General features: G+C 44.0%; 15 protein-coding genes and 1 tRNA gene. 11 read left to right on the plus strand and 5 right to left on the minus strand.

The annotated features are described in order from the left end of the window. Positions 1–93 precede the first annotated feature (93 nt). Positions 94–978: a LysR family transcriptional regulator gene (locus tag AV939_RS04615; protein WP_061997217.1), complete on the minus strand. Its 885-nt coding sequence runs from the start codon at positions 976–978 to the stop codon at positions 94–96. A 107-nt stretch (positions 979–1,085) separates the two neighbouring features. On the opposite strand from AV939_RS04615, the gene AV939_RS04620 reads away from it, so the two are divergent. Further along, entirely contained in the window at positions 1,086–1,586 is a 501-nt protein-coding gene (locus AV939_RS04620) for a nuclear transport factor 2 family protein (RefSeq protein WP_082746030.1), read from the plus strand. A gap of 97 nt (positions 1,587–1,683) precedes the next feature. Here AV939_RS04620 and AV939_RS04625 read toward each other — a convergent pair. Continuing rightward, a tRNA-Ile gene (locus AV939_RS04625) sits at positions 1,684–1,760 on the minus strand. A gap of 306 nt (positions 1,761–2,066) precedes the next feature. Here AV939_RS04625 and AV939_RS04630 point away from each other — a divergent pair. Beyond that, positions 2,067–2,894 carry an MbnP family protein gene (locus AV939_RS04630; RefSeq protein WP_231751162.1) on the plus strand — a complete coding sequence of 276 codons (828 nt, stop codon included), beginning with the start codon at positions 2,067–2,069 and terminating at the stop codon, positions 2,892–2,894. A gap of 284 nt (positions 2,895–3,178) precedes the next feature. Beyond that, positions 3,179–3,508 (plus strand): hypothetical protein, encoded by a 330-nt coding sequence (locus AV939_RS04635; protein WP_057793573.1) that lies wholly within the window; start codon positions 3,179–3,181, stop codon positions 3,506–3,508. A gap of 21 nt (positions 3,509–3,529) precedes the next feature. On the opposite strand, the gene AV939_RS04640 is transcribed toward AV939_RS04635, so the two are convergent. Further along, positions 3,530–4,189 carry a hypothetical protein gene (locus tag AV939_RS04640; protein WP_061997218.1) on the minus strand — a complete coding sequence of 220 codons (660 nt, stop codon included), beginning with the start codon at positions 4,187–4,189 and terminating at the stop codon, positions 3,530–3,532. Positions 4,190–4,428: 239 nt separating this feature from the next. On the opposite strand from AV939_RS04640, the gene AV939_RS04645 reads away from it, so the two are divergent. The 8 genes from AV939_RS04645 (at position 4,429) to AV939_RS04680 (ending at position 11,439) form a co-directional block, all read left to right on the plus strand. Then, positions 4,429–4,761 carry a DUF3718 domain-containing protein gene (locus AV939_RS04645; RefSeq protein ID WP_061997219.1) on the plus strand — a complete coding sequence of 111 codons (333 nt, stop codon included), beginning with the start codon at positions 4,429–4,431 and terminating at the stop codon, positions 4,759–4,761. Between the two features lie 361 nt (positions 4,762–5,122). After that, entirely contained in the window at positions 5,123–5,596 is a 474-nt protein-coding gene (locus AV939_RS04650; protein WP_061997220.1) for a CidA/LrgA family protein, read from the plus strand. Then, on the plus strand, positions 5,580–6,299 hold the full coding sequence (locus tag AV939_RS04655; RefSeq protein WP_061997221.1) for an LrgB family protein: 720 nt from the start codon (positions 5,580–5,582) through the stop codon (positions 6,297–6,299). The genes AV939_RS04650 and AV939_RS04655 overlap by 17 nt, the downstream gene beginning before the upstream one ends. Positions 6,300–6,483: 184 nt before the next feature. After that, positions 6,484–7,479: a response regulator gene (locus tag AV939_RS04660; RefSeq protein WP_057793564.1), complete on the plus strand. Its 996-nt coding sequence runs from the start codon at positions 6,484–6,486 to the stop codon at positions 7,477–7,479. Further along, positions 7,479–7,970, plus strand: coding sequence for a PAS domain-containing protein (locus tag AV939_RS04665; protein WP_057793560.1), 492 nt, complete (start codon positions 7,479–7,481; stop codon positions 7,968–7,970). The genes AV939_RS04660 and AV939_RS04665 overlap by 1 nt, the downstream gene beginning before the upstream one ends. Positions 7,971–8,179: 209 nt before the next feature. Beyond that, positions 8,180–9,898 (plus strand): Lcl C-terminal domain-containing protein, encoded by a 1,719-nt coding sequence (locus AV939_RS04670; protein ID WP_231518025.1) that lies wholly within the window; start codon positions 8,180–8,182, stop codon positions 9,896–9,898. A gap of 2 nt (positions 9,899–9,900) precedes the next feature. Then, positions 9,901–10,428 (plus strand): Lcl C-terminal domain-containing protein, encoded by a 528-nt coding sequence (locus AV939_RS04675; protein ID WP_057793558.1) that lies wholly within the window; start codon positions 9,901–9,903, stop codon positions 10,426–10,428. A 201-nt stretch (positions 10,429–10,629) separates the two neighbouring features. Further along, positions 10,630–11,439 (plus strand): YggN family protein, encoded by an 810-nt coding sequence (locus tag AV939_RS04680; RefSeq protein WP_138118100.1) that lies wholly within the window; start codon positions 10,630–10,632, stop codon positions 11,437–11,439. A gap of 50 nt (positions 11,440–11,489) precedes the next feature. Here AV939_RS04680 and hemW read toward each other — a convergent pair whose 3' ends face one another. Together hemW and rdgB are read right to left on the minus strand one after the other, a co-directional pair. Continuing rightward, positions 11,490–12,629: a radical SAM family heme chaperone HemW gene (hemW, locus tag AV939_RS04685; RefSeq protein WP_061997222.1), complete on the minus strand. Its 1,140-nt coding sequence runs from the start codon at positions 12,627–12,629 to the stop codon at positions 11,490–11,492. Beyond that, positions 12,622–13,224, minus strand: a complete 603-nt coding sequence (gene rdgB / locus AV939_RS04690; protein WP_061997223.1) for an RdgB/HAM1 family non-canonical purine NTP pyrophosphatase — start codon at positions 13,222–13,224, stop codon at positions 12,622–12,624. The genes hemW and rdgB overlap by 8 nt, the downstream gene beginning before the upstream one ends. Positions 13,225–13,237: the final 13 nt, after the last annotated feature.

A 13,237-nucleotide genomic window follows, 5' to 3' on the forward strand; every position in this document is an offset into this window, starting at 1 on the left:
TCGCTTTTACGTGTTTTTACATGCTTTACATGTATTTACTCAATGGCTAGGTTGAATTGCGTTAAACCTACAATACATGAGAGGAAATACGTGCTAACTAGTAAAGCCAGCTAATCGGTTGACATCCGGCTTCATTGCTTTTGGCATGAAGTCAAAAAGTGCTTTCACCCTAGCGGCGTTTTCTAGATCTTTGTGGGTCATCATCCAGAGGTCGGTACTTTGATGATTTACTTCGATGTTTACTCTTTGCAATTTTTCAGTTCCTTCTCCCATAAAACAGGGAAGGTAGGCAAGACCCATCTTGTTTTCAGCGGCTATCAACAAAGGCTCAAAAGAGTCGGCTTTCATGACTACCTTTTCTTTTGAGATGAGTTCTGATATTCGAATAGAAGCATTGCCTTGAAGCATCACTAACCAAGATGCAGATTCAAGAGGATGTTTACCTTGGAGGCTATCGATATAATCAGGAGCTCCGTAAACTCCAAATGCAATTTTGCATAACTTCGTGCCGACTAAGGGGGAAGGTATTTCACTTGCTGTACGAATGGCAACGTCTGCATCCAAATGTGAAATATCAATTTGTCGAGATGTCAGGTTTAGATCCAACTGTATTTTCGGATAACGTTCATGAAAAGTAGCTAAATGAGTACCTAAAACTAACCGAGACAATGCGTCTGTTGTGGTCAATCGCAATGTACCTTCGAGCTTCATTTCTTGTCCGAAAATTTTATGCTCCAGCTCTTTCACTGTATTTTCTACAGCAAGTGCAGAAGCAAGTAACTTTTGCCCCTCTACGGTCAATTTATAGCCAGTTGATAGCTTGTGAAAAACTTGTAGCTTATGGCGGTACTCAAAAGCATCCAGTCTTCGCAGTACCGTACTGTGGTTTACCCCAAGCGATCGAGCGGCAGCGGACAGAGACCCTTCATTAGCCACGGCCAATACATACTGCAGATCGCCCCATCTTATGCTGTGCATTTTTGCATGCCAAATGTGTTTAATTAGCGTATTTACCAAAAATTTAGCACAGGTATAGTTTTCTCACCAACACATTGAACTTTAAAATTAATAATCAGGAGCAAAAAATGTTTAGGAAAAGTCTATTAATCAGTTTCGCAAGTTTACTCGCTTTTTTCCAGCTAGCGTCCGCTTTGGCACAAGAAACACAGTTTGTTGACTCAGCTAAGACGTTAGAAACTGCGGAAGCTTTTCTTTGGGCAGCAGGTTCTGGAGATATGGAAAAACTTCAGGTACTTATGGCAGATGACTTCGTTTGGCACAACGAAGGTGACGCGAGTATTCCTTGGATTGGAAAGTGGGACTCAAAGGGTAAGGTACTAGATACTTTTCTTCCTCGTTTCAGCGCAGGTTTGAAAGTAACAAGTTGGTCTACAGATTATAGCTTCGTAAATGGGGAACAAGCGGTATTTATGGGCACCATGAGTGCAATACTGAATGAATCTAGCGTGGATACAGGCACATTCAGTTGGGCCGTACGCGTTCACGTTGAAGATGGTAAAGTGAAGAGCTGGAACTGGTTTGAAGACAGCTTTGCAGTATCTAAAGCCTATCACGCTAAGCAATAACTAGTGTAAAACAGCTCTTTTCTAATAGCTTGATATGCTAAGTGGCGTGTTGAGCTAATTGCTTTGCGTCACGTTAATTGGTTTTTACAAGAAAAAATGGTGGCCCCACCCTGACTTGAACAGGGGACCTGCCGATTATGAGTCGGATGCTCTAACCAACTGAGCTATGGGGCCATATTTGAAATGCGTTTGCATTAATACGCGAAACGTATCAATGAAAAGCGAGCGCAAGTATAAGCAGTTTTATTTGCCTTGTCACGCCTAGGGTTAGGCTTTGTGAACAGTTTGCTTTATTTTTGTTCAGCTTTGCACGCATTTGTGATGAATTTGCATTCTTATCACCTTCTTTATCTTAGTCGGTAACCTCAATCCTTGACGAGCCAGCCACATTGGCAGCACTATGAAGCTTAGCAATGGGTCTGTTGATGTTTAACACCGCTGGGCGAAGGGGGAAACCCCACTTGGCGGTGGCCCACGCACATGAAATTCAAACAGGAAGTACAAATAGAAATGAAAATGCACAGGCGTTTAGGTGTCATATTAGCGATTGTTTTAGGTTTGTCGGGCTGCGATAAGCTGGGCATGAGTGAACGTGAAGTGGGCGAGATCCCATTTACGCTTACGGGCATAGAGAATGGCGCATGCCCGTTAATGGTAAAAGTCGGGCCTACGAAATGGCAATTAGATTACTTTGGCTTTTATCTAACCAAACCTGAAGTACGTATTGACGGTAAATGGCAGCGAGTATCGTTTAAGCAAACGCAATGGCAAACCCAATCTACGGCGTTATTAAAGTTTCATACACTGTGCAGCGACCCACAAAATGCAAACAATAAAATTATTCTTGATGTTTCTGAAGGCCTTTTAAAACTGGCCACAAACCTTCGGTTTACGATGGGGCTTCCTTTTGATGTAAATCATACCGATCCATTAGCTCAGGCATCACCGTTAAGTGATGCCGGCATGTTTTTAAACAAACAGGCAGGACATCGTTTCTTACGTTTAGATTTATCTCACGCGGGGGCAAATGATAAACAGTGGCAGTATCATTTAGGCAGTGCTAATTGTGTGTCTGAATCCGTCGATACGGCGCCTGAAGCATCTTGTGCTTTTACAAACAGGGTAGAATTTATTTTACCGATGACTCAGCTCGACAGCGAGCTGGAACTTGAGATTTCGGTTTCGAATATACTCGCTCAGGTGGACCTTTTAGAAGCCGATAGCTGTGAATTTGGGAGTCCTGATGCACAACCCTGTAAGCAATTACTTCGTAACTTACTGAATAGACCTTGGATAAAATGGGATTAAACACATAGTAAGCGTTCAATGTAGACTTTCGGATACTAGAGAGGCAGGTCTTCGCAGGTCATAATAATGCTAGCGAATGGCTAACCTGAGTATTAGCTACGTGAAATAACATTTTTAATTGATGATAGATGCATTTATACGCGTGAACGTCGTTTTATGCTTATACTTTAAGTCGAGATAATAACCTATCGCCAATAGGTTATGCTGTGCACATAGTCTCAAAATTTGCTATCTTAATAAAATTGAAATTTTCCTGAACAGGGCGAACTGGCGCGGAGAAAAGAATGACAGAGAAGGCCTACCTGATAAGCGGTAGAAATACCATTATCCATAAAATTCGAAAATTAGACTTGTTAGTAACCAATGGCGACGATAATCCGCCCATTATTGTTACTTACAAAGGTATCAAGCAATACGAAGGGAAAATCCCTGACAACAAGCGCGATGCCAAAATGATGGACATGGAGCTTGTTGACATTACAACAGGAGATGTATTTGGTGATGAAAAAACCTTAGTCTTTATTCAAACCCTTAATGGGAAAGAATACAAAATCGATTACACAAAAATCGGTACCAGCATGTTCATCAAAATCCATCAAGATAGCATTTTCTAGTCATTAGAAATTATAGTGGGGTCAGCAAACCTGCCCCCAGTTATCTGCCAACTGCGTATTAAACCCCGCAATTGGCCGTGCTTCTCCCTTAAGTTGCACATAGCGCTGTTCAAATATTGAAAACCTACAAATATCTACCGGCGTGACTTCTGACGCGTTAACGCTATTGATAATACCTGCAGTTTCCAACCCCTCGGCAATGAGTTCGGAACAAAACCAACTACTGAAGTCTTCTTGGTTGTAACTGATGCTTCCTAAAATAGGGTGACTATCTAATGCGTCTACAGCGGAGCCGAAAAGTTGTAGTACATCATAAGCTTTCCCTTCTTGAGCAAACATGAAATTAAAGAAATCACGCTTGTTTTGCTCGAACATATTGCGAGCAGATTCACCTAACGGCAACCACCACATGTCGCCGTCGTAAGTATGCACCCGCTCACTTAATCGATTAGTCATCACGCCTTTTTTACCTTCATAGACGGTAGCTTCCATAACTTGATTAAAGTATCGACCAGACGCTTCATCACGCATTTTGGTTTGCATAACAATGGCAATGTGCGTAACGGCTGAGCGCGTAGTTAACTTTGTCCAGCGAGAAAAAAGGCTATTTCCGCCAAAAGCGATAATATCGCCTGGGCGCATTTGTTCTCTAATATGATGGTATTTTTGCTGTTCTAACATGTTTACCTCCTTGTCTAATGACTGAGTGACTTGTATCAAAGTGTGTGCAACCCGCGACCAGTAAGCGTTTTAGTATGGTTAATTATCGGCTTTTATCGTCCGTTTATCGCTTGGTCTCACGTAATAGAGTTTTAACCTTTTTATAGCGCGAATGTCATATTTTTTCACTAGTTTATGCTCGCGAAGACAAAAGTAGTTGTCGACGCATCATTTAACTAATCTCATTTGAGGAACTTGATATGGATATGTCACGCCACGTTAGATTACCTGCTTTGTTTGGTCTTGGGATCACACTTGCGCTATCTGCAAGCCTAGCCAATGCAAATGGGTATCCTGAAAGTACTGAAAAAGACCTTGTAGCAGTTTGTGAAGCGATAAAAGAAGATAATCGTTTAGCGTTGCACAAAGCAGTAAAACGCAGCCGTATTAGTTATAAAAATTTGCACAAAGGATTAGTGTGTAACGGCGAAGATATGCTTTCTTTCGCCCAGTCGCATAACGCGACGTCAACAGGCGATTATCTTGCACGTAGACTGAACGCTAATAAATCAGTCTTAACGGCGAAACGTTAATAGCAAGAAAATCAGACTTTATGATTGAATTTTAAATCCCTGGATTTGGAGCTACTGTTTTTCAGTAGCTCTTTTTTTATTTAATGGTTTCGTAATCCATTATTAAAAGAGCAATACCTTTTCGCACATGCCCTCTACGCACAAATCCTCTAGGTATAAATCTAATGCGCACAACCCTAATGAGCATAATCCTAATGAGCATAGCCCGTCTATTACTGCCTGATTCAGCTTAGAGAGAAAAACCTCGATAAAGACCAATGTCTTACTAGCGTACTATTCGTTCAGCCGATAGACTGTTTTCGGTAAGAGGGAAATGCTTCTTCTACAGATTTACCGTGCTTTCAGGAGAACAATAAGTGTGATGGTTGGACTACAAAAATGGATAACCGGCGCGATATTAGTACTTGGGTGTTATTACCTCGGGACATGGCTGTCTTTCTCAACAGGACTGCCATTGCCTGGCGCGCTTACTGGCTTGCTCATTCTTCTGGTCGTGCTTTTTATCGTCCCTAAAGCAGAGCCTCTTGTAGCGCGTGCTGCTTCCCCCTTACTCAGTCATATGTCGGTATTGTTTGTACCTGCGGTGCTTGGTGTTAGCGCATATTGGAAAGAGATAGCACAAAACGGGTGGGCTATTGGGATCGCCATCGTTTTCACTACCTGCATTAGCTTGGGGATTAGCGCTAAAATAGCAGAAAAGCTACTTGCCTCACGTCATGGGCACTTTTCGCAAGTACCTACCGACAAAAAAGTACCTGCCAACAAAAAAGTAGCTGATCAAGTCACCAGGCAACAGGACGTAAAAAAGGGAAGTGAAAATGATAGAGGCTATTAGAAATACCACCACGCTTTCGGGTATCGCTTGGCTTGCAATTACGCTTCTTTTTTATTGGATTGGATTAGCGATAAATCGTAAATATTACCGTTACCCGATTTCTCACCCACTTATTTTTACGGCGCTAAGTGTAGGTTCGGTTGTGTATTTATCAAATACTGCTATGGCGCATTACCAGCAGTCTGCTAGCTTGCTACATTGGTTGTTAGGCCCTGTTACCGTCGCGTTGGCATTGCCGATTTACCGACAATGGCAACGCTTGCGTCACTATGGTTTACCTTTGCTGCTAAGCATTATGGCTGGCGGAATTGTAGCACCTATTTTGGCATGGGCAGCGCTGTGGGTATTCAACTCGCCAGTCAGTATTCAACTCACCATGTTAGCCAAGTCTATTACCACACCTCTTGCCATGGAAGCATCGGCTCAAATAGGTGGGATTCCAGCCCTTGCTGCTGTGTTTGTTATTACTACCGGTGTGGTGGGTGCCATTGCGGCAACAAGCGTTTTTCGTATTTTTAAGGTATCCGATACTCAATCTCAAGGTGTTGCACTTGGGACTGTTGCCCATGCGGTAGGAACCGCGAAATCTCTACACATGGGCGATGAAGTGGCTGCCATGGCAACACTCGGTTTATGTGTGAACGGCATATTTACCGCTATTATTTTGCCATTATTATTTAGTTTTCTCTCACCATCGCTTTAATATTGACTACAATGGATAAAAGCATTTCATTCGAAAGTGCTATTGTTAGTTACGACGTGTCAGGTCAATATATGAACCGTCAAAATTTATCGCTTCAGTTCGAAGTATTAACGCCGATACAGTATTGATTACAACACATTGTAATTTTCACTGTTATCAAAAAGCTAGGTGGTAAGATTATTCAATGTTTTCTGTACTCGTCTGTGACGACTCATTAGTCGCTCGAAAACAAGTTGCCAAATGTTTGCCTCAGGACTGGGAAGTTGCTGTGCATTTTGCAAAGAATGGCCAGGAAGCTCTCGTCGCGCTTAAAGAAGGAAAAGGTGACTTACTGCTGCTTGATTTGAACATGCCTATACTTGATGGTTATGGCACGTTAGAAGCAATTAAAGCCGAAGGTTTGTCCACGAAGGTCATTGTAATTTCAGGCGATATTCAACCTGAAGCCTACGATAGAGTAACGGCCTTGGGGGCATTGGACTTTATCCGTAAGCCCGTATCGCCTCAAACCCTTGCTGAAGTACTCGATAAATTTGACATACTGCACAGTGAGCCAGAACCTGTTGTTGAAGCCGCCCCTTTAGATCCTGACATTCGTGACTGCTACCAAGAAATAACGAATATTGCCATGGGGCAAGCCGGTGACCACTTGGCGCGTATCATGAACGTGTTCGTTCGACTTCCTATTCCCAATGTAAACCTTATTGAAGTATCTGAATTGCACATGATGCTTTCAGATATTGAAAGCCATGAACAAGTTACCGCCGTGTGTCAGGGCTTTTTAGGGCCGGGCATCAGTGGCGAAGCCATTTGTATTTTAAGTGACTCAAGCTTTGAAGATGTGGCAAAAATTTTAAATGTGGAAGGCGAAGTGGATGATCAGCTTCAGCTAGAACTTTTAATGGATGCGGCAAGTATTCTTATTGGCACTTGCCTTACTGGCCTAGCAGTGCAAATGGATGTTAACTTCAGCCAAGGTCATCCTATTGTTTTAGGGCAGCACAGAGCCATTACTGAAATTATCAGTATGAATCAGATTCGATGGAAAAGAACCCTCGCCATTGAGCTAAGCTATGGCTTAGAAGGTTACAACGTGCAATGTGATTTGATTTTGTTATTTACAGAAGAGTCGATGAAAATGATGAATTCGAAACTTGCCCACTTGTTGGAGGACTTCTAATGAGCCAGCATTTGGACGATTTACTCGAATTCCATTGGATGATGGATATGCTACAAACGGTTGATGTTGGCATCGTTGTGCTAAACCGACAGTTTAAAATTCAAGTCTGGAACGGCTTCATGGAAAGTCATAGTGGTATGTTGCCCAGTGACGTTCGTGATAAGTCGCTTTTTGATTTATTTCCTACCATTAAAGAAGACTGGTTTAAGCAAAAGTCTAAACCGGTATTTGAGCTAAAAACCAGAGCCTTTATGACCTGGGAACAGCGCCCTTATTTATTTAAGTTTCCTAACTACCGGCCGATTACAGGTAGTGAATCATTTATGTATCAAAACATCACACTGTCGCCATTAATATCGGCTACAGGAAATGTTGAGTACATCAGTATGATGATTTACGACATGACAGATGTTGCGGTTGGTAAAAAGCAACTTGAAGCCATACAAGTGCATATGACGGAAGCACAAGAGCGAAATCAGCTCGCCCGCTAATATCCACTTTAATCGCTACAAGTAACATGCGAACCAACCCTCCATTTTTTATTCGAGTTAATCGACACGTGGCCGTAGTTCTGCGTGTTGCCGGAGTCATTATGCGAACGTTTTTCCAGTTTCTACTCTCACCCTTTTTATGGCCTTTAGAGGCGAAAGCAAAAGCTATTGCTTCGACAAAGCATTCCATTCTAGTCGCTACGGTTTTTATGTTAGCAGCATGTGGCGGCGGAGGCGGTGATTCAGATAGCGGCAGTGGCGGTGGCAATAGTGACTTAGTGATTAACGCCGGTGACGATGCAACGGTTACCGAGGGGGCAAGCTATTCATTGAGTGCGGTAGTGAGCGGCGGGAACGAAGAGTATACCTATCGTTGGTCGGCATCGCCTTCATTGACAATCACGCACGAAGACACGAGCGATTCTGCTGCTAGCTTTGAAGCGCCAAGCGTATCTAGTGCCACCGAATATACTATTACGGTAACGGTGAACGACACGGGGGGCAACGAAGCTAGTGATTTAACGGTTATTACTGTAGTGCCGATTAATATAGCCCCAGAGGCGATTATTGAAGTACCTGAGTGGGATGGACTAGATGCAAATAATTTCCCTGGTGGCGTAGAAGTTATTTTTGATGGTAGTAGCAGTACCGATGATGACGCCGCCGACGACAGTGCATCTATTTCTGATTACAGCTGGACGCAAACCGACGGCACTAATGTTATTACCGGTGAAGAAACGAATTTATCAACCCTTACTATCGTCACGCCCATTGCCAATGATGCGCAGACCCTAAGTTTCGAGCTAACAGTCACCGATAGTGAAGGTACCACCGACACGGAATCTGTCACTATTTTTGTGCAGTCAGAATCAGACACGCTACCTGTGGTTGACGCAGGTTCTTCGCAAGGCGTTTTCAGCGGTGAAACTATTGTACTAGATGGCGATGCCAGTACCAGTATTCCAAGCGCGTTACCTCTTACTTACGATTGGGAGCGTAGCAACAACGTATCTTCAACAACGCTACCTGTTAATGCAGCAGATGCAGCTACCTTAAGCCAAAACGTAGATATTCAAGCCATAGACGATGAAGATGACTTATCTACTTTTGCTATCGCGCCTGCGGTAACTGAATATACCGTAGTGGCTTACACATTAACTGTGACCGATGCCAACGGTAATCAAGTAGAAGACACCATTAATGTAGGCGTACGCCCCATGCCCACCCCGTTAATTAATGATACTGGCGTGTTGCAGCAAGCAACTAATAATGCGCTGACTGAAGCTCAACAAAATGAGTGGCCAGGTCAAGATGGTCAACGTGGTGCAGATGTTGTTGAGCAAAATGGTTTGATTGAGAAAGCAGGAAGAGGCAAAGCGGGCTTCGATTATACCCGTTTGAATGCTAATGGTGATGAACAGGATGCCAGTGCAGATACGTGGTCATGCGTACGCGACAACGTAACGGGCTTAGTGTGGGAAGTGAAAACCGACGACGGCACACTGCAAGATAAAGACTACACTTATTCATGGTATAGCGACGATGTTAATGGTGGCTATGAAGGTGACTTAAGCGGTAGCGGTACGGTGTGCTCGCTGACTAGTTGTAATACGCAAGCCTATGTCACGGCACTTAATGCTCAAGGACTATGTGGGTTTTATGACTGGCGTATGCCAACTCATCAAGAGCTTTTCTCGCTCATGCATTTAGGCATCTCTGATAGCATGACCATTGATGAAGACTACTTTCCTTATACCGGTGTACTTTCAGCAAACCCAGTGTGGTACTGGACTTCTGTGCCTAGCGCTGACGGTGTAAACAGTGATGATGCGCAAAATGCATGGGCGCTGGATTTCGATTCTGGGGTAGATAACTTTTTAAATAAATCCTCGGCGGCAAAAGTGCGCTTAGTAAGAGCGGGGAGATAATCATGAAAATTTTAGCACCTGTATTAGCACCACTAGCAGCATCATTGATGTTAGTTTCTACTAGTTTGTCTGCACAAACCTGTTTGTCAGATGGGCTTGAAACCACACCGGATGAAGACTTTACCACCATCACCAGTAGTACGGTGTTACATGAGCCAACCGACTTGGTGTGGGAGCGCTGTGCAGAAGGCCAAACGTGGGACGGGTCTACCTGTGATGGCGAAGCGGTGAAGTACACGTGGCAGCAAGCCTTAAAATTAGCGCAAGCGGCCAGTGACGAAGACTTATTAGGCTGGCGACTTCCCAATGTTAAAGAACTTGCCACCATTGTTGAGCGTGATTGTGTACGCCCCGCTGTGAACAGCACTATGTTCCCCGAAACACCACCCGATGACTTCTGGACTTCTACTCCTTCAGTTGATGATCCTGATAGGGCTTGGGTAGTGGCTTTCTTCAATTCGAGCCATTCAATCAAAGAGAAAGATCGCTTTATTTACGTTAGATTGGTGCGAACGTACACAAACGATTAGCGAATAGGCGCAAACCTTCAGTTTATACTTTAGACTAGTGCTAAGGTTGTAAGGTAGGAAATGCGAAAGCGCGCACTTATAATGCGCGCTTTTCTTATTGCTAGCAGGCATCCATGTTTACCTTGATACTTCACCCTGATTTTTCGCAGTTTAGACTCATGTCACCTTCCTATTTACGTGCAAGCTAGCCACAATAGTCTCATGAAATATTTTGAACGCCTTTTACTAGGTATCGTAAGCACCGTGCTACTTGTTGGGTGGGTTAAACCAGCCTCGGCAGAAATTGCGTGCAACATTGATTTTGCTTATGGCTTAGCTGTAAACGACACTCAACTTCGCGTTATGGAAAAGTCCCGCACACGGGTGCAAATTAACGATCAAACTCAGCTTTTTATTGATGGGCGTTGGCAGACCCTTTCCGCTGAACAAAGCGAGTGGTTAGGAGAGTACGCCCACGGTCTGCATTATGTGGTGCCTAAAATGATTGTTTTGGCTACCGAGGGTGTCGACTTAGCAGTAGATACTATTGAAAGTGTTTACCTAGGTTTAGTGGGAAGCGATCACGACAGCTACGAGCGCTTAAATAGCGCCATGAAGCGAGTAAAAGTAAGGGTTAAAGACAAGTTCCGTCATGCAAGTAATCACTATTTCATTGGTCCAGGATCGCTTGAAAGCGTGGACGATTTTGTTGATAGTGAGATTGAAGCCCAACTGGAAGAGGCTATTTCTACCTCGGTAGGTGGTATCTTGTCGGCTATTAGCGGGATTAATACCAACAGCGATGAAGTGAACAGTGAGAAGGTCGCTGAAATTACCCGTCAATTAGGCACGGTAGGTGAGCAGCTTGAAAGAGATATGAATAGCAAAGCAACCAGCCTGCGAAATAAAGCAGAGTGGATTTGTAACAAGCTAAAACGATTGGATGTTGCTGAAGAAAAGCTTCGCGCTTCAATTCCGGCACTGCAACCGTATAACCTCATTACTTCCCATTCCCCAGAAGAAACGGAATAGCAGGTAGCCTTGCGCTAGGCTCTGATAATTCAAGCCAACCCAAACCGTACTTATACAAAACAAGACAGTAACGTATTCAGGTAGCGCCTGCCTTTGGCGGTTACCTGCCAGTGGGTATCGGTAATATCGAGTAGCCCTTGGGTCTGTGCATCATCCAAAGCGTCTTGATATTCTTTTGTCAGCTCCACGCCAGTTAGTGCGGTGTAATCCTCAATAGGGCAGGGCTCTACCAATCTAAAGCGATTCATGAAGAATTCAAAAGGTAAGTCATCAGTTGGTACTTGAGTTTCAGTATCCAAGTAAGGGCGGGTTATTTCCATGTAGCCACGAGGATGTTTTATTTTGACTGTACGCGTAATAGTACCCGTGGCGATATCCGTAATCTTGCCGTGGGCACCGCAGCCTATTCCTAAGTAGTCTCCAAAGCGCCAGTAGTTAAGATTATGCTGACACTGATGTCCTGCTTTTGCGTAAGCAGAAATTTCGTATTGCTCGTAACCTGCCGCTTTTAAACGTGCATGCCCTTGTTCTTGAATATCCCACAAAATATCGTCATCGGGTAATTCAGGCGGGCGAGAATAAAAGGGGGTATTAGGCTCAATCGTTAGCTGATACCACGACAAATGATAGGGTGATAACGCTAAGGCTTTATCTACATCCGACATGGCATTTTCCACACTTTGCTCAGGCAAACCGTGCATCAAATCTAGATTAAACGTGGGTAGGCCAGCACTATGCGCTTGATTTATCGCCTCTATAGCTTGGGTATCGTCGTGAATGCGGCCAAGCACCTTTAAGTGGGCTGGCTGAAAGCTTTGTATGCCTACAGATATGCGGTTTATACCGGCTTGATAGAATCCAGCAAAACGTCCACTTTCCACCGTGCCAGGGTTTGCTTCCATGGTAATCTCAGCATTCTCCGCTAAGTTCACCCGCGTGCGAATACCGTTAATTAAGTCGCCAATTGCCTCGGCTGAAAATAAGCTTGGCGTGCCTCCGCCAATGAAAATAGTTTCAACGGTTCTATCACCAATACGCTTAGCGTCAATGGCTAAGTCATCAAGTAAGTGAGCCACATATTCTTTTTCGGGCAGCGCAGACTTTAAACCGTGTGAATTAAAATCGCAGTAAGGGCATTTTTGTACGCACCAAGGAATGTGCACGTACAAACTTAGCGGAGGATTACGCAAAGGTGTTTCTCATCGTTTCTAATAATATAGCTAGGGCATTTCCGCGATGACTGATACGGTTCTTTTCAGTTTTATCTAATTGTGCGGCGGTACAATTGTGCGACGGCACCTTGAACACAGGATCGTAACCAAAGCCACCATCACCTTCACGGGTATTAAGAATTTCACCTTCCCATTTACCTTGGCTAACTAGCGGCACTGGGTCGCCAGCGTGGCGCATAAAAACCAATGTGCAAAAGAAGTGCGCTTTGCGATTATCAGAACCGGCTAAATCCACTAATAACTTATCGATATTGTCGCTGTCGGTAGCATCTTCGCCAGCAAAACGAGCTGAATAAATGCCTGGTGCGGCCCCCAGAGCATCAACCACTAAACCCGAATCGTCAGCAATAGCGGGTAAACCTGTTACCTTGGCAGCATGTCGAGCTTTAATGATGGCATTCTCAACAAAGGTAGTGCCGGTTTCAGGCACGTCTTCCACGCCCAATTCCTTTTGCGCGATAACATCTACACCGTATTCAGCAAACAAGCTGGTGAACTCACGCACCTTGCCCTGATTACCAGACGCAAGCACTATCTTTTGAGGAAAAGTCATAAAAATACCTTAA

Source organism: Alteromonas sp. Mac1 (assembly GCF_001562125.1).
In the GTDB taxonomy this organism is placed as follows: domain Bacteria; phylum Pseudomonadota; class Gammaproteobacteria; order Enterobacterales; family Alteromonadaceae; genus Alteromonas; species Alteromonas stellipolaris.

Bases quoted from the DNA above. Each gene is read 5' to 3' on its own strand.
- AV939_RS04615 (WP_061997217.1), bottom strand. From the start codon at position 978: ATGCACAGCATAAGATGGGGCGATCTGCAGTATGTATTGGCCGTGGCT.
- AV939_RS04620 (WP_082746030.1), top strand. From the start codon at position 1,086: ATGTTTAGGAAAAGTCTATTAATCAGTTTCGCAAGTTTACTCGCTTTT.
- AV939_RS04630 (WP_231751162.1), top strand. From the start codon at position 2,067: ATGAAATTCAAACAGGAAGTACAAATAGAAATGAAAATGCACAGGCGT.
- AV939_RS04635 (WP_057793573.1), top strand. From the start codon at position 3,179: ATGACAGAGAAGGCCTACCTGATAAGCGGTAGAAATACCATTATCCAT.
- AV939_RS04640 (WP_061997218.1), bottom strand. From the start codon at position 4,189: ATGTTAGAACAGCAAAAATACCATCATATTAGAGAACAAATGCGCCCA.
- AV939_RS04645 (WP_061997219.1), top strand. From the start codon at position 4,429: ATGGATATGTCACGCCACGTTAGATTACCTGCTTTGTTTGGTCTTGGG.
- AV939_RS04650 (WP_061997220.1), top strand. From the start codon at position 5,123: ATGGTTGGACTACAAAAATGGATAACCGGCGCGATATTAGTACTTGGG.
- AV939_RS04655 (WP_061997221.1), top strand. From the start codon at position 5,580: ATGATAGAGGCTATTAGAAATACCACCACGCTTTCGGGTATCGCTTGG.
- AV939_RS04660 (WP_057793564.1), top strand. From the start codon at position 6,484: ATGTTTTCTGTACTCGTCTGTGACGACTCATTAGTCGCTCGAAAACAA.
- AV939_RS04665 (WP_057793560.1), top strand. From the start codon at position 7,479: ATGAGCCAGCATTTGGACGATTTACTCGAATTCCATTGGATGATGGAT.
- AV939_RS04670 (WP_231518025.1), top strand. From the start codon at position 8,180: ATGTTAGCAGCATGTGGCGGCGGAGGCGGTGATTCAGATAGCGGCAGT.
- AV939_RS04675 (WP_057793558.1), top strand. From the start codon at position 9,901: ATGAAAATTTTAGCACCTGTATTAGCACCACTAGCAGCATCATTGATG.
- AV939_RS04680 (WP_138118100.1), top strand. From the start codon at position 10,630: ATGAAATATTTTGAACGCCTTTTACTAGGTATCGTAAGCACCGTGCTA.
- rdgB (WP_061997223.1), bottom strand. From the start codon at position 13,224: ATGACTTTTCCTCAAAAGATAGTGCTTGCGTCTGGTAATCAGGGCAAG.